The sequence below is a fragment of the Brevibacterium sp. CBA3109 genome, from assembly GCF_040256645.1.
GTDB lineage: Bacteria > Actinomycetota > Actinomycetes > Actinomycetales > Brevibacteriaceae > Brevibacterium > Brevibacterium koreense.
On the sequence record NZ_CP158281.1, the window covers coordinates 1910690 to 1931891 of the forward strand.

The window sequence follows — 21202 nt, forward strand, 5'->3', positions numbered from 1 at the left end:
TCAGCCACATTCCCTGGTCGAGGCTCCGAGTTTGACCACCGCGCTGGCTGCTGCCGCTGCCCCCAGGACTGCGGCCGCTTTGTTCTGTGATTCCAGATATTCGGTTTCAGGAACCGAATCGGCAACGAGTCCCCCGCCGGCATAGACGCTCATGACCGATTCGCGAAGGACTCCGGTGCGGATGGCGATCGCCAGATCGAGGTCGCCGGTGAACGACATGTAGCCGACAACTCCCCCGTAGATTCCGCGGCCGATGGTTTCGAGCTCGTCGATGATCTGCAGAGCGCGAGGCTTCGGTGCTCCGGAGAGAGTGCCTGCCGGGAACGTGGCACGCAGTACGTCCACGGCCCCGTGGCCGGGAGCGAGCTCACCGCGCACGGTCGAAGAGATGTGCATGATGTGGCTGTAGCGCACGATGTCCATGAACTCGCTGACATCGACTGTGCCCGCCCGACAGACCTTTGCGAGGTCGTTGCGGGCAAGGTCGACGAGCATGAGGTGTTCGGCACGTTCCTTCTCGTCGCTGATCAGGTCTCTGGCCAGCGACGAGTCCTCTTCGGTCGTCGCGCCCCGAGGTCGCGAGCCGGCGATCGGGTGGGTGACGACGTCCCCGGAGCGGACCGTGACGAGAGCTTCCGGGGACGAGCCGATGATGCTGGCAGGCTGCCCCCGGTCGTCATGGAGGTTGAGGAGATACATGAATGGACTGGGGTTCGAATGGCGCAGCATCCGATAGACGGTCAGCGGATCGGCTTCGCATTCGGTGTCGAAGCGCTGTCCGAGGACGACTTGGAAGATCTCCCCATCAACGATCTCGGACTTGGCCCGTTCGACGTTGTCGAGGTAGACCTGAGGGTCGGTGCGGGTCGACACCTCGGGCTTGACGAAGTGCGTGCTCGAGATCTCGGCTTCGCTGGGCCTGCTGATCCTCGCGAGCATCGCTTCGATCCGCTCCACACCCGCGTGGTATGCATCGTCGATGCCGGTGTCGGCACCATTGACGTTGAAGACGTTGGCGACGAGCGTGAGAGTTCCTGAGTAGTGGTCGTAGACCGCGATATCGCCGGGGATCATCAGCTGTACGGTCGGCAGATGATGCTCGTTGACTCGGGCGGGTCCAAGCCTTTCGAACTGACGTACGATGTCCCAACCGAAGTACCCCACGAAGCTCGAGACCATCGGGGGAAGAACCGACTCGGTCGCATCGACGGCAAGCAGTTCAAGGGTCGCGGTGACTGCATCGAGGACGCTGCCTTCGGTGGGGATTCCCACCGGAGGTGTGCCTTCCCACCGAAAACTCTCGTCCTCGGAGATCAGGGTGGCCACGGGGGCGGAGCCGATGAATGAGTAGCGCGCCCAGGCTCCGGACACAGCCGACTCGAAGAGAAAACTGCCGGGGCCGCCGTCTGTGAGTTTGCTGTACAGGCTCAACGGAGTCTCGGTGTCGGCCAGAACTTCCGCGTGGACTGGCACCAGACGGTGATCGGCGCCCGAGGCCCGGAACTCATCGAGGCTGGGGCGGATCGTCAGCCCGGTGTCAGTCGTCCGTGTGTCAGTTGGCACTGATGGTCCTTCCGGTGAAGCACGTCGGGGTCAGGGTGTGGCAGGCCGGCCCGGTCTGTTCAACCTCCATGAGCAGAGCGTCGCAATCGCAGTCGAGGCTCAGGGAGGCCACCTTCTGAGTGTGACCCGAGGTCTCGCCTTTGACCCAGTATTCCTGCCGGGACCGCGACCAGTAGACTGCGGCGCCGCTGCTCAGGGTGCGCTCGATGGCTTCGGTGTCCATCCAGGCCATCATGAGGACCTCACGGGTCGTGACCTCCTGGACGATGACGGGAATGAGCCCGTCGGCGTTGACCGTGATCAGTTCGCGCCAGTTCTTCGGATTCGCATCGACTTCGGCAGCAGAATCGTGTGTGCTCATCGGACTTCGATCCCTTCCCTTCGCAGTGCGTCCTTGACTTCGACGATGCTCAGCGTCCCGAAGTGGAAGACACTCGCAGCCAGCAGCGCGTCCGCTCCGGCAGCCACGGCCGGTGCGAAGTGTTCCACCCGTCCGGCTCCCCCGGATGCGATCAGAGGGACGTCGACGGCTGCCCGAGCCGCGGCGATGAGTTCGAGATCGAACCCGTCGCGAGTGCCGTCTGCGTCGATGGAGTTGAGCAGGATCTCGCCGACGCCACGCTCGGCCGCCTCGGTGATCCAATCGATCGCGCAGCGACCGGTTCCCTCACGACCGCCGCGTGTGGTGACTTCGAAGCCAGACCGCGTCTGCGTCCCCTGCGCACGCCTGGCGTCGAGGGACAGGACGAGGACCTGATTGCCGAAGTGATGGGCGATGTCGCTGATCAGCTGGGGGCGTGCGACTGCGGAGGTGTTGACGCCGACTTTGTCGGCCCCATCGCGCAGGAGCCGGTCGACGTCGGTGACGCTGCGGATGCCGCCGCCGACGGTCAGAGGAATGAAGACCTCTTCGGCAGAGGCGCGGACGATGTCGTGAACGGTCTCCCGATCACCGCTGCTGGCAGTGACATCGAGGAACGTCAGTTCGTCCGCCCCGGATTCCCCATAGCGTCTGGCCAGTTCGACCGGATCGCCGGCGTCCTTGAGATCAGCGAACTTCACGCCCTTGACGACACGGCCTTCGTCGACGTCCAGACACGGAATGACTCTGATGGCAACCATGTGACTCTCCTAGATTCCCAGTCGGCGATCAGATTCCAAGTGTGCGATACCGTTCCATCCGGCGCGCCAGGCGCCGGGCAGAGGGCTCGCGCATGAGCTCGATGAGTTCGTACTCCAGTGTCGCACCAACCCGGGACACGAAGTCCAATGGCTCTTCACTCGCATCCGGATGTTCGGCGATGATGCGGTCGACGACTCCCGTCGCCTTGAGCATGGGTGCATGCACGCCTTGGCTCTGGGCCATCTCCGGTGCGCGGTCGGTCGTCCGATGCACGATCGCCGAAGCACCTTCCGGAGGCAGGGGCGATAGCCACCCGTTCTCGGCGCTGAGCACTCGATCCGCCGGGATCAGCGCGAGGGCACCCCCGCCGGAACCCTCACCCAGGATGAGGGACACCGAGGGCGCGTCGAGGTTGGCGAGGTCGGCGAGGCTGCGGGCGATCTCTCCGGCGATTCCACCCTCTTCCGCAGATTTCGACAACGCAGCACCAGGGGTGTCGATGACGGTCACGAGTGGCAGATCGAGTTCGGCCGCCAGCCGCATGCCGCGCCTGGCCTCTCGCAGTGCCGCAGGCCCGAGCGGTGCCCGGGAATCTTGGCGGAAACGATCCTGACCCAGCACGATGCACGGGGCGGAGCCGAATTTTGCCAATGCCAACAGGAGCCCAGGGTCCTTCTCACCCTCCCCTGTGCCGTTGAGGGGAAGCACGGTGTTGGCCGCGGTACGCAGCAGGTCGCGAACCCCGGGACGATCAGGGTTGCGGGAACGCGTGATCGCCTCCCATGCACCAGAGTTCGGGTCGACGATCTCCGGACGAGTGTCGGGATCGGCCACGCGGGGAGGGACCTCTTTGGCTCCCATGAGGACGTCGAGGACTCGTGCAACGGTGGCCGGGATTCGCTCGGGACCGATCACTGCGTCGATGATGCCGTGCTTGTGCAGGTTCTCACCTGTCTGCACGTTCTCCGGGAACTTCTCTGCGTAGATGGCTTCGAAGACACGCGGACCGAGGAAGCCGATGAGTGATCCCGGCTCGGCAACGGTGACGTGGCCCATCGACCCCCAGGAGGCGAAGACGCCGCCGGTGGTGGGATGCCGCAGGTACACGAGGTAGGGCAGGCCCGCCCGTCGATGGGCCACGACGGCATTGGTGATCTTGACCATCGACAGGAAGGCGATCGTGCCTTCCTGCATCCTGGTTCCGCCCGAGGCCGGGCCGGCCAGCAGCGGCAGTCCTTCGAGCGTGGCACGTTCGATTGCATCAACGAGTCGCTGCGCCGCTGCAACGCCGATCGAACCGGCGAGGAATCGGAATTCCCCGGCGACGATGGCGACGCGACGGCCCTCGATCATGCCCTCTCCGGTGATGATGGACTCATCGACTCCCGACTTCTCCCGGGCGGCGGCAAGTTCGGCCGCGTAATCTTCGGAGACGCCCCCAGCGGGCAGGATCGGAGCTGTGTCCCAGGACACGAAGGATCCGTCATCGACGACTATGTCGAGAAGTTCATGTGCATTCAACCGTGCCACGTGCTTATCTCCTGTTTCAGATGTGTCTGACGAACGGTAAAGCGGATTCGGGCCACCCTGTGCGGATCGGGCGGTGCCGCTGCGGTCAGGGGCCTCAGCTGTCCGAATCGAGCCAGGACACGATCGCATCGGCGTCCTCGTTCAGCAGAGGCGGCGCGTCGTGGGCGGTCCTCGTGGTTTCGACCTCGGACTCGCCATCCGCGTCGAAGAACCGCAGGGGCGGTCCGGGCAGGTCGATGTCGCCGAGGACGGGATGGTCGACCGAGACCTTGAGGCCCTGACTCAGAGCCTGGTCCCACGAGTAGACCTCTTCGAGGGTGCGGACAGTACCCGACGGGATTCCGGCGTCTCCGAGCTTGGCGAGCAGCTCATCACCTCCATAGGCGGCGAACTTGCTTTCGATGAGTTCGATGACGGCCGGACGGTTCGCGACACGAGCGGCGTTGTCGCCCATGCCCTCAGTGGCCGGGTCGATGTCGAATGCGGCGCAGAACTTCTGCCACAGGTTCTCGTTGCCCACGGAGATCTGCACGGCTCCTTCCTTGCAGTTGAACAAGCCATAGGGCGCGAGCGAAGGATGGTGGTTGCCGCCGGGTTCAGGGTTCTGCCCGGCCACGGTGGCGCGTGTGCCCTGAAAGGCGTGAACTCCGACCATGCCGGCGATGAGTGAGGTGCGAACGACCTTGCCCTTGCCCGTGCGTTCACGTTCGAGCAGTGCCGCGAGAACACCATAAGAGCCGTAGATGCCGGCCAAGAGGTCGGCAATGGGTACGCCGACGCGCTGCATGTCATCGGGTCCGGACCCGGTCAGCGACATGAGACCGGCCTCGCCCTGGGCGATCTGGTCGTATCCTGCGCGGGAGGATTCGGGACCGTCGTGGCCGAAGCCGGTGATCGAGAGGAGCACGAGGCGAGGGTTGATCTCCATGCACACGGTGGTGGAGAAGCCGAGGCGTTCGAGAACGCCGGAGCGGAAGTTCTCGATGAGCACATCGGCGCGGGAGATCAGTTCCCGCAGTGTCTCCTTGCCGGTGTCGGACTTGAGGTCGAGGGCGATGGACTCCTTATTGCGGTTGCAGGAGAAGAAGTACGTGGCCTGCGGATCGTCCTCGGGGCCGACGAACGGAGGGCCCCATGACCGGGAGTCATCCCCCTTGCCCGGGTTCTCGACCTTGATCACTCGGGCACCGAGGTCGCCGAACATCATTCCCGCATGTGGGCCGGCCAATGCGCGGGAGAGGTCGATGACCGTGTATCCGGTCAGTGGGCCTTCGACCCCTGCGATTGTGTCGTTCGACATTCCTATTCCTCCTTGAAGTGGGTCCATCTAGCGATGAGCATACGCAATCGCTGACAGTCCTCGTGGGCTCGGGGTCCATCCGCGTGCTGGATCGCCATCACGGTGTACGTGGTTCCGTCGGTCAGGTCGAGGGTGGGCCACGGGTCGTCGCCCTCCGGTGAGAAGGCGACGCCGAGGATCTGTCCCCAGGCGAAGGTGCGCGTCCTGACCATGTTCTTCACGACCAGACCCGATTCGCTGGGTCGGGCCTGGATATCGGCGACGCGCAGCAGGGCTGCAGCGAAGATGATCCCGAGCAGGTTCATCCAGACCACGTCGAGCGGGGTCCAGGGTTCCCAGTCCACGACGATCAGGGCGAGTGACAGCACGGCGAAGCCGATGAACACCACCACTGCGCCGACGGTGCTGATGATGCGCACCTGGCGGGGTCTGAAGACGCGGAATTCAGATTCGGCAGGCGCCAATGTTCGTCACCAGAATCGCACGGGCACCGACTGCGTAGAGACGGTCCATGACATTGTTGACCTCTTTGGATTCGACCATGACTCGGGCTGCCACCCAGCCTGTCTCCTGCAGTGGGGAGATCGTGGGTGATTCGAGACCGGGAGTCAGTCCCAGTGCTTCAGGCAGGAGGCGCTCTTCGATGTTGTAGTCGACGAGAACGTACTGCCGGGCCACCATCACGGATTCGAGACGGCGGCGCAGCACCTCGATCGTGTCGGCTGCACCCTCGCGTTGGACGAGGACGGCCTCGGATTCCAACAGGGGTTCGCCGAACGTCTCCAACCCTGCAGCGCGCAGGGTGCTGCCGGTCTCGACCACGTCGGCGACCACATCGGCGACGCCGAGCTGGATGGAGACTTCGATCGCGCCATCGAGCTGAACAGTCTTCGCGTCGATGCCCCTGGCCGCCAGATCGGCTTCGACGAGGTTCGGGAAGCTGGTGGCGATGCGGGCGCCTTCCAGCTGGGTCGGCGAAGAGTAGGAACCTATGACTCCGGCGTAGAAGAAGCGAGAGGCACCGAATCCGAGACCGACGATTTCCTGAGCTTCCGCCTTCGACTCGAGCAGCAGGTCGCGGCCGGTGATGCCGGCGTCGAGGATTCCCGAGCCGACGTAGACGGCGATATCGCGCGGCCGCAGGTAGAAGAATTCGACGTCGTTGACTTCGTCTTGATGGACGAGGGTCTTACTTCCACGGCGGGTGGAGTATCCGGCCTCGCTGAGCATCTCGGAGGCAGCTTCGGACAGTGCGCCCTTGTTCGGCACGGCTACACGCAGCATGGTGTCCTTTTGTATTTCATCGTCTTGTGTTTCATCGTCAACGGCTGATCGGGTCTTCGGCTGGGCATCACCGTGGTCGGCTACAGATGCGCGCTGACGTCCTCGAGGCGCAGATCCTTGGCAATCATGAGCACCTGCAGGTGGTAGAGCAGCTGAGAGATCTCCTCGGCGAGCTCGTCCTTGGTCTCATATTCGGCCGCCATCCAGACCTCTGCGGCTTCTTCGACGACCTTCTTCCCGATCGCATGGACTCCGGCATCAAGCTCGGCCACGGTCTTCGAACCTTCGGGTCGATCGAGGGATTTCTGCAGGAGTTCGGCGTAGAGCGAGTCAAAGGTCTTCACGAAACCAGCCTAATACATCGCCGACGCCACGCTCACATGGGGTCTCGATCCTCGGGACAGCCTCAGCCCTCAGTACTGCGGTTGATGTCCGTGGCACCCCGGTGCGGCGCGGAGATCGTCTGGCTTGATCTCTTCGACCAGTCGATGAAGCCAAGGACGACCATGATGAGGAAGATGAGGTACACGGCACCGGAGAACACCAGTCCCCCGGCTACTGCCAGGGGTATCCCGACGAGGTCGACGGCCAGCCATACGAACCAGAACTCGACGATCGCGCGCCCCTGGGCGTACATCGCCACGAGTGAGCCGACGAAGATGTAGGCGTCGGGATAGGGGTTCCAGGACCATCCGCCCAGTGCCAGGACATAGCCGAAGACACCTGTGCCCACGAGGAGTCCGGCGAGCAGGAGCAGACGCTCCTTCCAGGTCGCCCAGCGGACGAGGACCTCGCCGGCGGCTTCCCGGGACTTCTTCCACTGTGTCCATCCCCACACTGCGGCGACGATGATGACGACTTGGCGGGAGGCGTTGCCGCCAAGTCCCGCGGAGATGCTCGCTGCGAAGAGGAGGATAGAGCCCAGGATCTGGACCGGCCAGGACAGGATGTTGCGCCGCAGCGCCAGGACCACGGTGGCCAAGGCGCAGATGTTGCCGAACAGGTCGGAGTACGGCACGGGTTTGCCCAGTAGTTCGAATGCTGGGGTGTTCAGCCAGTCAAGCAGTTCCATTTCGGCCTTCTTCAGTGCACGTGGGATGCTGCGAGTTCGCGCAGGCCTGAGATCGCGGTGGCAGCGTCGTCGGCACCGTAGACGGCGGAGCCTGCAACGAGCACATCGGCTCCCGCGTCGACGACGCGTTCGATCGTCGACGCCGAGACTCCGCCATCGACCTGCAGCTTGATCTCAAGCCCTGTGGCCGAGATGGCCTCACGGGTTCGCCGGATCTTCGGCAGGCACACATCGAGGAACTTCTGCCCGCCGAAACCGGGTTCGACGGTCATGATGAGGATCTGGTCGAACTCACCGAGGAGGTCGATGAAGGGTTCGATAGGAGTGGCCGGCTTGAGTGCGAGGCTGGCTTTGGCCCCCAGCTTACGGATCTCCCGGGCCAGGCGTACGGGCGCTGCGGCCGCCTCGGCGTGAAAGGTCACCGAGGCGCAGCCGAGTTCGGCGTAGACCGGGGCGTGCCGGTCCGCCTCGGCGATCATCAGGTGGGCGTCTAGCGGGATCGGGCTGATCGCCTGGATCCGTTCGACCACGGGCGGGCCGAAGGTGAGGTTCGGGACGAAATGGTTGTCCATCACGTCGATGTGCGCCATGTCGGCAGTGCTGATTTTGTCCAGTTCACCACGCAGGTCCGAAAAATCGGAGCTGAGGATGCTGGGGTTGATCTCGATCGCCATTTCAGTTCGCCTTCCGCATCAGAGCCAAGAACATTCCATCGGTGTTGTGGACATGGGGCCACAGCTGAGCGTATCGTCCCGCTCCCCGGCTCACCGAGGCGAACCCTTCGGCATCGGCACCCGTGACCTCAGCGAGGACGGACGGGGCGTCGAGGATTTCAACGTCACTGCCGCGCAGGACATCGTCGACGACGAGCACGGTCTCCGCGTAGTGGGGAGAGCAGGTCGAGTAGGCAACGACTCCCCCCGGAGCGCATGCGTTCAGGGCTGCCCGCAACAGTTCTCGCTGCAATCCGGCCAGCGCGTTGATGTCCTCAGGGCGACGGCGGTACCGGGCTTCGGGGCGTCGACGCAGGGCACCAAGGCCCGAGCAGGGGACGTCGACGAGGACCTTCGCATAGGGGCCGCTGGCATCGCGGGCGTCTTGGACGCGGGTGGTGACGTTGTCGAGTGCCTGAGTTGAGGATCGGACGAGTTCGACCCTGTGGTCGCTTGAGTCGAAGGCGTCAAGGGTGGTTCCCGACTGCCGAGCGATCGCTGCGAGGACTGCGGCCTTACCACCGGGTCCAGCGCACAGGTCGGCCCAGGTGCCCTGCGGTGCCGGGGCGTGTGCCAGTGCCAATGCCACCAGCGCGGAGCCTTCGTCCTGCACTCGGGCCCGGCCGGTGGCGACGGCATCGACGTTCTTGGGCACAGCGGTCTCGAGGGTGATGCCGATGGGTGAGAACTCGGTCGGCTGCCCAGGCAGCTCGCTGCGGTCGACGAGCCCGGGCAGAGCGGAAACGCTGACCTTCGCGGCCGCATTGTCGGCTTCGAGCAGTGCTTGCAGTTCGTCAGCCTGGCGTCCGTGGCCTTTGAGAGCCTGTGTCATGGCCCGGACGATCCATTCCGGGTGGGAGTATTCGATGGCCTGTTCGCCCACTGCGGTCGTCCCGGCGGTGACGCGGCGCAGCCATTCGGCCCGGTCGATCTCGGAGATCCGACGGAGGACGGCGTTGACGAATCCCGCGGTCTTCGGTGCGTAGGACTTGATGACGGCGACAGTCTCCGACAGTGCGGCATGGTCTGGTACGCGCATGGACAGGATCTGGTGGGCGCCGAGGCGCATTCCTGCCAGCGGTTCAGGGTCGATGGTGTCGATGGAACGGTTCGCCGCCCTGGCGATGATCGCATCGTAGAACTCCTGTTGGCGCAGAGCACCGTAAGTCAGTTCCGTCGTGAACGCCGCATCCTGGGTGTCCATGTGCGTGCGTGCGAGCTTGGCGGGCAGGAGCAGGTTCGCGTAGGAGTCCTTCGTCTCAACGTCGACGAGGACCTCCCAGGCAATGCGTCGCGGCAGGTTCTTCGCCTGGCTCGGCGCTCGTCCCGCCGAGGGCTTGCCGCCTGTCGGCTTCCTGCCTGCTGCGGGCTTGTTCGCTGCTGATCTCTTCCGCGGCATACGTTCATCTGCTGGCATCGGTCTCATGCTCCTTGCTCGGGGTCTGCCGCCGGCTCGGCGCTGGTTTCACTCGGGTCGAATCGGATGTCGCCATGGCCGCGCAGGAAGTCCACTGCAGCCATCCGCGCTTTGCCGAAGGGCTGGATCTCCTCCACGCGGACCCAGCCGTCTCTGCAGCCGAGGACGGCTGCCTTCTGCCACGATGTCAGAAGTCCGACCTCGGTGGGCGTGGCGACGTCAGGAGCGGGTGCGAGTCCGAACAGTTTGGTCCGCTTCCCGTCGACGTTCGCCCACGGTCCGGGGCTGGGGCTGACCCCCCGGGAACGGTCGATGATCGCCCGTGCAGAGTCGGAGAAGTCGAGATGGGCGTCTGCGACGTCGATCTTGTCCGCATGGCTCGCTTCCCCTGACTGCGGGGTCATCACTGCGGTTCCGTCCGCGAGGTCGTCGAAGGCGGCGACCAGTTCGGCCGCGCCCAAGCGAGCATAGTCGTCGAGGGCGGTGGCGACATCGGGATGATCCAGCGGCAGTTCGAGGCGGCGCAGGACGGGGCCGGAGTCCATGCCCTCGTCGATCTTGAACACGCTGACTCCACTGCGGCTCTGGCCTGAGATGAGGGCTCGTTGGACCGGTGCGGCTCCGCGATGGGCAGGCAGGAGCGAGAAATGCAGGTTGAACCACCCGAGTTCAGCGGTGGACAGCGCTGCCGGGCCGGCGATGGCACCATAGGCGACGACGGCCACGGCGTCGACCTTGAGGGTTCGCAGCTCGGTGATGACCTCGCCGCGCAGTCGGCTGGCCTCGATGACGTCGAGACCGAGCTCGAGGGCCCGGGCCTTGACGGGTGAGGGGGTGACGACGCGTTTGCGTCCCACCGGAGCATCAGGTCGGGTGAGGACGGCACGGATGCGGTGCCGGGATTCGACGAGGGCCTCGAGGGCTGGCACTGCGGCATCCGGAGTTCCGGCGAAGACGATATCCACTTGAGGAATTCTACTTGTTCGATTCGCGAACGCAGAGCCCGGGCACCAGCGCGCTCACAGCGACCGTGGATCGTCGATGCGGATACGCACCTGGGGAAGCTTCTTCGCAGACCGGGAGGCGATCAGATGAGACAGTGCTTCGCCGACAGCGTCGCCTGCGGCGATTGGATAGGCTGCGACAGCCTTCTGGTCATCACCGTCGGAGTCGCGGATGAGTTCGGTGAGTTCGGGTACGGCCGTGACGATGGCGTCGATGTCGCTGCCGGCGCCGGTGAGTTCGACGATGCGGCGATAGGGCGGGAAGCCGAGTTCCAGACGATCGTCGAGGGCCCTGGACATGGTGGTGACGGGGTCGAAGGTGGTCACCGTGTTCCGGATCGTCTCATCAGTATCGCCGAGGTAGACGACTCCCCCAGCTGTGCGTGATCTCACGAGGACTGCCGCTCGCAATCTCCTGCTGATCCCTTCATCGGTCGAGCGCATCCACGGCCCCGGCCACAGCGAATCGAGCAGGATTGCGCATGCGTAGCCGCCGAGGGCATAGGGCTCAGCCCCGGTGGTGGCGACGACGAGGCGCGGACTGTCGTCGATGGCGATGGGAATGTCATCGCCGCCGGATTCGAGGATCTCGATCCCCGGCATGGCCTTGCGCAGTTCCTCGACGGTCCGGCCCCTGCCACGCACGATCGAGCGCACCTGGTTCGAGCGGCAGCGCCCGCAGGAGAACGCATCGGAATGGAAGCCGCAGGCTCGGCAGGCGAAGGGTCCCACCTCCGACTGTGTGGTCAGAGTGGCCGAGCAATGAGGGCAGCGAGCGACCTCTTGGCACCTCGCACAGGCGAACACCGGGTAGTACCCTGCCCGCGGGACTTGGACGAGGACGGGTCCGACCGCGTTCGTGTCCTTGGTGCCGGGGCGCAGGGCACCGCGCATCAGCTGCCAGGCGCGTGAGGGGATGCGCTGCCAGGCGAAGGGGTCCCGCTCCTCATCGGGAACGAAGACACGGGGAGCACCCTCACGGCGTTCCGGGCCTGTGGGCGTAGCGTCACGCAGCCATCCGACCTGAACCAGGCGCTGGATCTCTGCGCTGCGATCGGTGGATACGAACAGCAGCCCGGTGGCTTCGATGGTCGACCTCAGCAAGCACACTTCCCTGGCGTGCGGGTACGGCGCGTGCTGGTCGAGGTAGTTCGAGTTCGAGTCGTCGAAGCAGATGATGAGGCCCAGGCCCTCGACCGGGGCGAAGGCAGCGGCCCTGGTGCCGATCGTCATACGTGTGTGTCCGAGCAGACCTTTCAGCCAGGCCTTCCACCGCTGCTCCGGTGACTGATCTGCGCTGAGTACGGAGTAGGAGGGGATGTCCGCGCTTGCGTCGAGGGCCGCCGAGAGGACGGCGAGCTCACGGTGATCGGGCACCAGCCACAGTACCGATTCTCCCGCTGCCAACGTCGCACGGGCGGCCTCCAGACCGGCGGTGATCCAGCTCAGCCCAGGAGTAGGGCCGGGAACGCAGGTCAGAGCAATCCGCGGGTGCTCGGCGGCTGGGAAGTTGTCGTCTCTGTCGTGCTGAGTCTCGCTCACCACCCATTCGCCGAGGCGCACGATCGTGTCCGCTCTCGTCGCAGTCGAGTTCTCAACTGTCGCTTTCTCGGCAGTCGCAGTCGCGTTGTCAGCACTTGCCTGTGTATCGGAACCGTTCTCGTCGTGTTGCTCTGTCTTCACGTTGTGTTGCACAGTCTTCTCGGCCTTGAGCACAGCTTTTTCGGCCCGGGCGTGGCGTGGTGGGATCGCCAGACGCAGAACATCGGAGAGGGTTCCCGCATAGCGACGGGCGGTGGCAGCGCCGAGGCGCAGCAACTCGGGGGTGAGCACGACGACAGGGCTGGTGATGCGCTCGATGGCAGCGAGCGGTCCGATGTGTTCTGACTTCTCGACCCGTTCGAGGAGGAAACCGTCGCGCAGTTTGCCAGCGAATTTGACTCTGACTCGCACACCGGGCCGGGCCGTGTCGGCGAACTTCTCCGGAACTGCGTAATCGAAGGCACGGGCCAGGTGCGGAACCGGGTGATCGATGAGCACGTGGGCCACGGGGTCTTCCGCTGCCAGCGGCACCTGCCCGATGGCCGAGGTGCCGGTATCGATCGGAAGTGGTTCGTCCATCAAGCCGAGGAGACTGCACGCAGCAGATCGTCGGCGCGGTCCGTGACCTCCCACGTGAAATTAGGCAGCTCACGGCCGAAGTGACCGTAGGTCGATGTCTGAGAGTAGATCGGACGCAGGAGATCGAGGTCTCGAATGATCATGGCTGGGCGCAGGTCGAAGACCTCGCGAATCGCCCTCGAGATCGCGTGTGGGTCGACCTTCTCGGTGCCGAAGGTCTCCACGTAGAGGCCCATCGGGTCGACACGCCCGATCGCATAGGAGACCTGCACCTCGGCGCGGTCTGCGAGTCCGGCGGCCACAACGTTCTTCGCGACCCAGCGCATGGCGTAGGCAGCGGAACGGTCGACCTTCGACGGGTCCTTCCCGGAGAAGGCGCCTCCGCCGTGGCGAGAGTATCCGCCATAGGTGTCGACGATGATCTTGCGGCCCGTCAGCCCCGCGTCGCCCATCGGCCCACCGGTGACGAAAGGCCCGGCCGGGTTGATGTGGATGTTCGCATGATTGTCATCGAGCCCGCAGCCTGCGATGACCGGATCGATGACGAAATCTTTGATCTCGGCGTGAAGCTGCGCCTGATCGACGTGTCCGGCGTGCTGAGTCGAGACCACGATGCTTTCGATCGACACGGCTTCGTCTCCGTCGTAGCCGAGTGTCAGCTGGGTCTTGCCGTCAGGACGCAGATAGTCCAGTGCACCGGTCTTGCGCACCTCGGAGAGCTTCTCCGCCATGCGTGAGGCGAGGTGGATCGGCACGGGCATGAGAACGTCGGTGGCGTTGTCGGCATAGCCGAACATGAGTCCCTGGTCGCCGGCACCCAGGCTCGAACCGTGGTCGGATTCCACGGCTTCGCGGAAGTCCAGTGGGTTCGTCACACCGGAATGGATGTCGGTGGACTGACTGCCGATGGACACGGAGACGCCGCAGGAATGGCCGTCGAATCCGGTATCGGAGGAGTCATAGCCGATTCCGGTGATGAGTCGGCGGACAATGCCGGCCACGTCGGCATAGGCGGCCGTATTGACCTCGCCGGCGACGTGGACGAGACCGGTGGTGACCATCGTCTCGACGGCGACTTTGGCGTTCGGATCCTGACTCAGCAGATCGTCGAGGACGGCATCACTGATCTGGTCGCAGATCTTGTCGGGATGGCCCTCGGTGACGGATTCGGACGAGAATAAACGCAGATTTGATTGACTCACGGCGACGATTCTACGCATTCCATACGATTGGCGAGAGCCTCGATGACCTTTTCCGAAACATCGTCCTTGCTGCCGCGGAATTCCGTGCTGGTCACGACTTGGTCACCGTTATGACTCAGGATCTGGACAGCATTGTCGTCGTCGCCGAAGGCCCTGTCCTCGGAGACGTTGTTGAAGACCAGCAGGTCCACGCCCTTGCGACGGAACTTCGCTCTCGCGTAGTCCAGCGCCGTGTGCTGAGAGTCTCCGGTCTCCGCGGCGAATCCGACGATGACCTGGGGCTCACGACGTGATTCGACGAGTCCCACGAGCACATCTGGATTCTGAACCAGATTCAGAGTCATTCCCTCATCACCCGACTTCTTCATCTTCGAGTCGGTGCACCCTTCTGGACGGTAGTCAGCGACGGCGGCCGCCATGATGATGGCATCCGCGTCGGTTTGAGCGGCATGCATCTGGGTCTGGAGTTCGAGCGTTGACTCGACTGTGATGATTCGGACACCGTCGGGCAGGGCGGACAGCAGACCTGAATCGATGTTGGCCGCGACCAGGTCGACACGGGCTCCAGCGGCGACGGCGGCACGTGCGAGGGCAATGCCCTGCTTACCTGAGGAGCGATTCCCGAGGAACCTCACGGGATCGAGTGGCTCCCTGGTCCCGCCGGCACTGATGACGACGTGTTTGTCGTTCAGCCGCCCGACCACGTGGGACGCTGATCCGGCAGCGGCCAGCGCGAAGTCGACGATCGTTTCGGGTTCGGGCAGACGGCCGGGGCCGGAGTCCGGCCCGGTGAGACGTCCCACAGCGGGTTCGAGGACATGGATGCCACGCTGTCTCAGGGTCGCGATGTTCGCGACGGTGGCAGGGTTCTGCCACATCTCAGTGTGCATGGCTGGGGCAACGACCACCTCGGCGGTCGTCGTCAGGACGGTGGCGGTCAGCAGGTCATCGGCGATGCCTGCGGCCAACTTCGCCAGGATATTGGCTGTGGCGGGCGCAATGATGACGAGTTCGGCGTCCTGCCCGATGCGGACATGGTTGACCGATTCGACATCGTCGAAGACATCGGTGGTCACGGTCTGTGAGGACAGTGCCTCGAAGGTGGCCGCACCGACGAAATTCAATGCGCTGGCGGTGGGCACGACCTTCACGCTGTGCCCGAGTTCCCGGAGTCGCCGAATGACGTGAGCCGCCTTGTAGGCGGCGATTCCACCGGCGACGCCGAGTACGGTTCTCACTGGTCGCTGAAGTCCAGTGCACCGTCGTTGCTGGCAGCAGGCTGCGCAGGCTCCTGGGTGAGAGCACCGAAATCGGCTTCGGTGACTTCGCGGGCCACGATCTTGCCCTCGTTGATCTCGCGCAGCGCGATCGACAGAGGCTTTTCGTGGGTGCCCGGGGTCACCAGCGGACCGACGTTCTCGAGCAGTCCTTCTTGGAGCTGGGCGTAATAGGAGTTGATCTGGCGGGCTCTCTGAGCCGCAATCGAGACCAGTTCGTACTTCGAGCTGGTCACGGCCAGCAGATCATCAATCGGAGGATTGGTGATGCCTTCAGGTTGTGCAGGCAATGAATGTCCAATCTAATCGGTAGTGGATATACCCATCAATGATATGAGTTCTTCGGCCGCAGTGCGAACGTGGTCATTGACGATGGTGACATCGAACTCGGATTCGGCCTGCAATTCCTGTTTGGCCGTCGTCAGTCGACGCTCCTGTTCGACCGCTGATTCCGTTCCGCGCCCGGTGAGTCTCGACACGAGCTCCTCCCAGCTGGGCGGAGCCAGAAACACGAACAGCGCCCCAGGCATCTTGTCCTTGACCTGGCGCGCTCCCTGCAGATCGATCTCCAACAGGGAGGGAGTCCCCTGGCTCAGCTTCTCCTGAACCTGAGCCGAAGGCGTGCCGTAGCGGTGGCGTCCATGGACGACGGCGTACTCGAGCAGCTCACCGGCAGCGATGAGCGAGTCGAATTCGTCGTCGCTGATGAAGTGATAATGAACACCATCGGTTTCGCCGGGTCGCCGCGGCCGCGTGGTGGCGGAGACGGAGAACCAGACCTCGGGATGATGATCTCTGATGTACGCGCTGATGGTGCCTTTTCCCACCGCGGTGGGTCCCGCGAGGACGGTCAGTCGATTATTCACAGATCTATTGTTCACACATTCAGGAGTATTTCTCCAACAGGGCATTCTTCTGGTGAACACCCAGGCCCTTGATCCGACGGGACGAAGCAATGCCCACGTCATCCATGGCCGCTTCCGCGCGTCGGTCGCCGACGCCGGGCAGTGATCTCAGCAGATCGACGACTCGCATCTTCGCGAGTGCCTCGTCTGCGTCCGCCTTCTTCAACACGGCGGCGAGATCGGTTTGACCATTCTTCAGCGCGGTCTTGACCTCGGCTCGCGCCTGACGCGCTTTGAACGCCTTGTCAAGAGCGGCTGACCGCTGTTGCGGGGTCAAAGGTTCGAGTGCCACATTATCTCCTCTGTCACCATGAACGGGCAGGTAGGGAAGTTGCTTCAGTCTAAAACAAAAACCCTCGTGAGAGGCATAAAGCGGCAAAGAAAACTCAAGTGCCGGCAGAACTGGCCATTCCGGGCCCGTACCGTCTCAGCTCAGACGACATTCGCAGACCGGTGCCAACCGTTGCATGCATGGCTCGCGCAGGCCGCCGGAACGGGCAGCCTGCACTGTGGATCAAGCGGTGAGATTCGACACACCCTGCACGGAACTCAGCCCACCTGGGTCAGGGACTCGTTGAGCGACCGCGCCGCTGCCCGCACACCGTCTGGCCCCGCGCTGAGCACAGCGCGCGACGTTGTGGCCAGGATCTGGTTGTCTGCGATGGCTTCGGATCCGAAGACGTCGATGAGTTCACGAATCCCAGCTCCCTGAGCGCCGACTCCCGGTGCCAGGATAGGGCCTTTGCAGTCGGTTGGGTCGAATCCGAGCTCACGTGCCGCGGAGCCGATCGTCGCCCCCACAACCAGTCCGAAACGGCCGGGTTCCTGTGGGGAATGGGCCCAGTTGCGCGCAGCGACCTGTCCGGCGATCGACCCCGCCACCGAACCTCCGAAGCCATCGACGGCCTCGCCGCACTGGGCGTGCTGGACCTCCGCGCCTTCCGGGTTCGAGGTCAGAGCAAGGACGAAGACTCCCCGATCATGGGCCTCGGCGAGCCCGAAAGCCGGTTCCAGCGCCCCGAAGCCGAGATAGGGAGAGACGGTGATGGAATCGGCGGCCAGCGCCGAGGAAGGATCGAGGTAGGCGCGTGCGTAGGCTCCCATGGTCGATCCGATGTCCCCGCGTTTGATGTCGAGGACGCTGATGAGATCGTGTTCCCGACAGGCTGCCAAGGTCTCCTCGAGAACGGCGACTCCGGCCGAACCGTGCTGCTCGTAGAAGGCTGACTGCGGTTTGACCGCGGCCACGTTCCCGGCGAGCTCGGTCACCGTGCGCAGGGAGAATTTCCGCAGCCCTTCCACTGTGCGCGACAGCCCCCAGGCCTCAAGGAGATGGTCATGGGGGTCGATGCCCACACACAGCGGTCCGTGCTCGTCCATGGCCGCCCGCAGGCGGGAGCCGAACATCACGCGTTCCAGTCCTGCAGGCTGCGGACCTTGAAGGTCTTGTCACGGACGACCTCGAGTGAGGTGACTGCAGCGGCGAACTCGGCGAGCGTGGTGATCAGCGGAACAGAGTTCGCGGTCGCGCAGGCACGGATCTCGTAGCCGTCTGCCCGTTCCTGGCGTCCGGAGGGGACGTTGATGACCATGTCGATCGTCCCTGCGGCCAGGTAGTCGAGGATAGTGCGATCCTCGGCGTCGGCCTCGAAGTGCTTGTGCACCTGGGTGGTCTTGATCCCGTAGCGGGAGAGGACCGCAGCGGTCCCGGTGGTGGCGACCACGTCGAAGCCCAGGTCGACGAGTTCCTTGACCGGCAGGACCATGGCACGTTTGTCCCGGTCTGCAACGGACACGAACACAGTGCCGGATGTCGGCAGCTTGATCGATGCGCCCAGGAGCCCCTTCGCAAAGGCTGTGGGGAAGTCGTGGTCGATGCCCATGACCTCACCGGTGGAGCGCATCTCCGGTCCGAGGATCGAATCGACGACCTTGCCTTCGACGGTCCTGAACCGACGGAACGGCAGGACCGCTTCCTTGACCGCAATCGGGTGGTCCAACGGGAGCCTCGAACCGTCGCCGGTCTCCGGAAGCATGTCACCGCGCATATCGGCGATGGTGCGACCGACCGCGATGAGTGCGGCGGCCTTTGCCAGCTGCGTGGATGTGGCCTTCGAGACGAACGGCACGGTCCGCGAGGCGCGCGGGTTGGCTTCGATGACGTGGAGGACATCGGCGGTGATCGCGAACTGGATGTTGAGCAGCCCCCGCACGTTGGTGCCTTCGGCGATGGCCAGCGTGGCCTTGCGCACACGGTCGAGTACGTCGTCGCCCAGGGTCAGCGAGGGCAGCACACAGGCCGAGTCACCGGAATGGATTCCGGCTTCCTCGATGTGTTCCATGATGCCGCCGATGAAGATGTCGGTACCGTCATAGAGGGCATCGACATCGATTTCGATGGCGTCCTCGAGGAACCGGTCAACGAGGACCGGACGATCCACGGAGATCTCCGTGGCCGTGGCCATGTAGTCCACCAGCTGCGTGCGATCATAGACGATCTGCATTCCGCGGCCGCCGAGCACGTAGGAGGGCCGCACGAGGACCGGGTAGCCGATCTCCTCGGCGATCTTCTCGGCCTCCGAATAGGTCACTGCAGTGCCGTGCTTCGGTGCGGTGAGACCGGCACGGTCGAGGACGGCACCGAATTCGCCGCGATCCTCGGCCAGGTCGATGGCCTCGGGCTGAGTGCCGAGGACAGGCACCCCCGCGGCCTTGAGCCGATCGGCCAATCCCAACGGGGTCTGACCACCCAGGGTGCAGACGACGCCGAGTACGGGGCCGGCGGCCACCTCGGCGTGGTAGACCTCCATCACGTCTTCGAAGGTCAGTGGCTCGAAGTAGAGGCGATCAGCGGTGTCGTAGTCCGTGGACACGGTCTCCGGGTTGCAGTTGACCATGATCGTCTCGAAGCCGGCCTCGGAGATGGCCATCGTCGCGTGCACGCATGAGTAGTCGAACTCGATGCCCTGACCGATCCGGTTCGGCCCCGAGCCGAGGATGATCACGGCAGGCTTCTCGCGGGGCTCGACCTCGGTCTCCTCGTCATAGCTCGAGTAGTGGTATGGGGTGTGTGCCGCGAACTCACCAGCGCAGGTGTCGACGGTTTTGAACACGGGGCGAATACGCAGAGCGTGGCGGACTCCGGTGACGACACCAGTATCGAGGCAGCGCAGGCTCGCGATCTGTTCGTCGGAGAACCCGTGGTTCTTCGCGACCTGCAGCACCTGGGCGTCGAGTTCGTCCGCCGAGGAGATGAACTCGGCGACCTCATTGATGAGTTCGATCTGGTCGAGGAACCAGGGATCGATCTCGCATGCCTCGAAGACCTCGGCATTGCTCAGGCCGGCGGCCAGTCCGCGCTGCACGGAATGGATGCGGTCGGCCGTCGCGTGCGAGATCGATTCGAGGACGGATTCTCTGACATCCTCGTCACTGATGTCGGGAAGATCGGACCATGAGAAGGAGGCATCTCGCTGCTCCATCGACCGCATTGCCTTCTGCAGGGCGGTGGTGAAGTTGCGGCCCAGTGACATGACCTCGCCAACGGACTTCATGGTCGTGGTCAGCGTCGGGTCAGCAGCGGGGAACTTTTCGAACGTGAACCGTGGGATCTTGACCACCACGTAGTCGAGTGTCGGCTCGAAGCTGGCCGGTGTGACCTTTGTGATGTCGTTGGGGATCTCGTCGAGTGAGTAGCCCACGGCCAGCTTGGCAGCCATTTTGGCGATCGGGAAGCCTGTGGCCTTCGATGCCAGTGCCGAGGACCTGGAGACTCTGGGGTTCATTTCGATGACGATGATGCGGCCGGTCTTGGGATCAACGGCGTACTGGATGTTGCAGCCGCCGGTGGCGACTCCGACGGCGCGAATGACGTCGATGCCGATGTCGCGCATCTTCTGATATTCGCGGTCGGTCAGGGTCAGCGATGGGGCCACTGTGATCGAGTCGCCGGTGTGGACGCCGACGGGGTCGACATTCTCGATCGAACAGATGACGACCACGTTGTCCTTGTGGTCGCGCATGAGTTCGAGTTCGTATTCCTTCCAGCCCAGGATCGACTCTTCGAGGAGCACCTCGTGGGTGATGGAGTCCCCCAAGCCGGCGCCGGCGATGCGCCGCAGGTCGGTCTCGTCATAGGCCATACCAGAGCCCAGGCCGCCCATCGTGAACGAGGGCCGCACAACTACGGGATAGTTGAGCTCTTCGGCCCCGGCAAGTGCCTCGTCGATGGTGTGGCAGATGACTGATTTGGCCGACTCGGCGCCGCATTCCTCAACGATTGTCTTGAACTTCTGCCGGTCCTCGCCGCGCTGGATGGCGTCGACGTCGGCGCCGATGAGTTCGACCCCGTACTTCTCGAGGGTACCGGCATCGTGCAGAGCGATCGCTGCGTTGAGCGCTGTCTGCCCGCCCAGGGTCGGCAGGATCGCATCGGGGCGTTCCTTGTCGATGATCGATTCGATGATGTCGGGATCGATCGGTTCGACATAGGTGGCATCGGCGACGTCGGGATCGGTCATGATCGTCGCGGGATTGGAGTTGATGAGGATGACGCGCAGGCCTTCAGCCCGCAGCACACGGCATGCCTGAGTGCCCGAGTAATCGAATTCGCAGGCCTGCCCGATCACGATGGGGCCGGAACCGATGACGAGAACGGATGAGAGATCTGGTCTGAGTGGCATGGATTCTCC

The 21202-nt window shown here is 64.0% G+C and carries 20 protein-coding genes; all 20 read right to left on the reverse strand.

Features of this window, described 5'->3' with window-relative positions:
• A complete protein-coding gene (gene trpE, locus AAFP32_RS08890; RefSeq protein ID WP_350268827.1) occupies positions 1–1563 on the reverse strand; it encodes an anthranilate synthase component I in 1563 nt (520 codons plus the stop codon).
• Positions 1553–1924, reverse strand: coding sequence for a phosphoribosyl-AMP cyclohydrolase (hisI, locus tag AAFP32_RS08895; protein WP_350268828.1), 372 nt, complete (start codon positions 1922–1924; stop codon positions 1553–1555). Before hisI ends, trpE begins: the two co-directional genes overlap by 11 nt.
• The gene (hisF, locus tag AAFP32_RS08900) at positions 1921–2685 is read right to left on the reverse strand and encodes an imidazole glycerol phosphate synthase subunit HisF (RefSeq protein ID WP_350268829.1); all 765 of its coding nucleotides are present in this window, start codon (positions 2683–2685) and stop codon (positions 1921–1923) included. Before hisF ends, hisI begins: the two co-directional genes overlap by 4 nt.
• A 28-nt stretch (positions 2686–2713) precedes the next feature.
• The gene (locus AAFP32_RS08905) at positions 2714–4216 is read right to left on the reverse strand and encodes a carboxyl transferase domain-containing protein (protein WP_350268830.1); all 1503 of its coding nucleotides are present in this window, start codon (positions 4214–4216) and stop codon (positions 2714–2716) included.
• A gap of 94 nt (positions 4217–4310) precedes the next feature.
• Positions 4311–5516, reverse strand: a complete 1206-nt coding sequence (locus AAFP32_RS08910) for a CaiB/BaiF CoA-transferase family protein (RefSeq protein ID WP_350268831.1) — start codon at positions 5514–5516, stop codon at positions 4311–4313.
• 2 nt (positions 5517–5518) lie between these two features.
• Complete coding sequence (locus AAFP32_RS08915; protein ID WP_350268832.1) at positions 5519–5935, reverse strand: PH domain-containing protein; 417 nt, start codon at positions 5933–5935, stop codon at positions 5519–5521.
• 25 nt (positions 5936–5960) lie between these two features.
• Complete coding sequence (gene hisG, locus AAFP32_RS08920; RefSeq protein ID WP_350268833.1) at positions 5961–6800, reverse strand: ATP phosphoribosyltransferase; 840 nt, start codon at positions 6798–6800, stop codon at positions 5961–5963.
• 80 nt (positions 6801–6880) lie between these two features.
• Positions 6881–7144 (reverse strand): phosphoribosyl-ATP diphosphatase, encoded by a 264-nt coding sequence (locus AAFP32_RS08925; RefSeq protein ID WP_350268834.1) that lies wholly within the window; start codon positions 7142–7144, stop codon positions 6881–6883.
• A gap of 62 nt (positions 7145–7206) precedes the next feature.
• Entirely contained in the window at positions 7207–7872 is a 666-nt protein-coding gene (locus tag AAFP32_RS08930) for a nicotinamide mononucleotide transporter family protein (RefSeq protein WP_350268835.1), read from the reverse strand.
• A gap of 11 nt (positions 7873–7883) precedes the next feature.
• Positions 7884–8546: a ribulose-phosphate 3-epimerase gene (rpe, locus tag AAFP32_RS08935; RefSeq protein WP_350268836.1), complete on the reverse strand. Its 663-nt coding sequence runs from the start codon at positions 8544–8546 to the stop codon at positions 7884–7886.
• 1 nt (position 8547) lies between these two features.
• Positions 8548–10002: an RsmB/NOP family class I SAM-dependent RNA methyltransferase gene (locus tag AAFP32_RS08940; RefSeq protein WP_350268837.1), complete on the reverse strand. Its 1455-nt coding sequence runs from the start codon at positions 10000–10002 to the stop codon at positions 8548–8550.
• Positions 10003–10007: 5 nt separating this feature from the next.
• Positions 10008–10967 carry a methionyl-tRNA formyltransferase gene (locus AAFP32_RS08945; protein ID WP_350268838.1) on the reverse strand — a complete coding sequence of 320 codons (960 nt, stop codon included), beginning with the start codon at positions 10965–10967 and terminating at the stop codon, positions 10008–10010.
• A gap of 54 nt (positions 10968–11021) precedes the next feature.
• Positions 11022–13127, reverse strand: a complete 2106-nt coding sequence (locus tag AAFP32_RS08950; protein WP_350268839.1) for a primosomal protein N' — start codon at positions 13125–13127, stop codon at positions 11022–11024.
• Positions 13127–14329, reverse strand: coding sequence for a methionine adenosyltransferase (gene metK, locus AAFP32_RS08955; protein WP_350268840.1), 1203 nt, complete (start codon positions 14327–14329; stop codon positions 13127–13129). Before metK ends, AAFP32_RS08950 begins: the two co-directional genes overlap by 1 nt.
• Positions 14326–15567 carry a bifunctional phosphopantothenoylcysteine decarboxylase/phosphopantothenate--cysteine ligase CoaBC gene (gene coaBC / locus AAFP32_RS08960; protein WP_350268841.1) on the reverse strand — a complete coding sequence of 414 codons (1242 nt, stop codon included), beginning with the start codon at positions 15565–15567 and terminating at the stop codon, positions 14326–14328. The genes metK and coaBC overlap by 4 nt, the downstream gene beginning before the upstream one ends.
• Positions 15564–15896: a DNA-directed RNA polymerase subunit omega gene (gene rpoZ / locus AAFP32_RS08965; protein WP_101618587.1), complete on the reverse strand. Its 333-nt coding sequence runs from the start codon at positions 15894–15896 to the stop codon at positions 15564–15566. Before rpoZ ends, coaBC begins: the two co-directional genes overlap by 4 nt.
• Before the next feature lie 12 nt (positions 15897–15908).
• A complete protein-coding gene (gmk, locus tag AAFP32_RS08970) occupies positions 15909–16472 on the reverse strand; it encodes a guanylate kinase (RefSeq protein ID WP_350268842.1) in 564 nt (187 codons plus the stop codon).
• A 19-nt stretch (positions 16473–16491) separates the two neighbouring features.
• Positions 16492–16803, reverse strand: a complete 312-nt coding sequence (mihF, locus tag AAFP32_RS08975) for an integration host factor, actinobacterial type (RefSeq protein ID WP_101618585.1) — start codon at positions 16801–16803, stop codon at positions 16492–16494.
• Between the two features lie 257 nt (positions 16804–17060).
• Entirely contained in the window at positions 17061–17918 is an 858-nt protein-coding gene (pyrF, locus tag AAFP32_RS08980; RefSeq protein WP_350271481.1) for an orotidine-5'-phosphate decarboxylase, read from the reverse strand.
• Positions 17918–21193: a carbamoyl-phosphate synthase large subunit gene (carB, locus tag AAFP32_RS08985; protein ID WP_350268843.1), complete on the reverse strand. Its 3276-nt coding sequence runs from the start codon at positions 21191–21193 to the stop codon at positions 17918–17920. The genes pyrF and carB overlap by 1 nt, the downstream gene beginning before the upstream one ends.
• Positions 21194–21202: the final 9 nt, after the last annotated feature.

What these genes read in the sequence shown, in the direction of transcription:
- hisI (WP_350268828.1), bottom strand. Translation starts at nt 1,924, where the DNA reads ATGAGCACACACGATTCTGCTGCCGAAGTCGATGCGAATCCGAAGAAC.
- hisF (WP_350268829.1), bottom strand. Translation starts at nt 2,685, where the DNA reads ATGGTTGCCATCAGAGTCATTCCGTGTCTGGACGTCGACGAAGGCCGT.
- AAFP32_RS08910 (WP_350268831.1), bottom strand. Translation starts at nt 5,516, where the DNA reads ATGTCGAACGACACAATCGCAGGGGTCGAAGGCCCACTGACCGGATAC.
- hisG (WP_350268833.1), bottom strand. Translation starts at nt 6,800, where the DNA reads ATGCTGCGTGTAGCCGTGCCGAACAAGGGCGCACTGTCCGAAGCTGCC.
- AAFP32_RS08930 (WP_350268835.1), bottom strand. Translation starts at nt 7,872, where the DNA reads ATGGAACTGCTTGACTGGCTGAACACCCCAGCATTCGAACTACTGGGC.
- rpe (WP_350268836.1), bottom strand. Translation starts at nt 8,546, where the DNA reads ATGGCGATCGAGATCAACCCCAGCATCCTCAGCTCCGATTTTTCGGAC.
- AAFP32_RS08940 (WP_350268837.1), bottom strand. Translation starts at nt 10,002, where the DNA reads ATGCCAGCAGATGAACGTATGCCGCGGAAGAGATCAGCAGCGAACAAG.
- AAFP32_RS08950 (WP_350268839.1), bottom strand. Translation starts at nt 13,127, where the DNA reads ATGGACGAACCACTTCCGATCGATACCGGCACCTCGGCCATCGGGCAG.
- pyrF (WP_350271481.1), bottom strand. Translation starts at nt 17,918, where the DNA reads ATGTTCGGCTCCCGCCTGCGGGCGGCCATGGACGAGCACGGACCGCTG.
- carB (WP_350268843.1), bottom strand. Translation starts at nt 21,193, where the DNA reads ATGCCACTCAGACCAGATCTCTCATCCGTTCTCGTCATCGGTTCCGGC.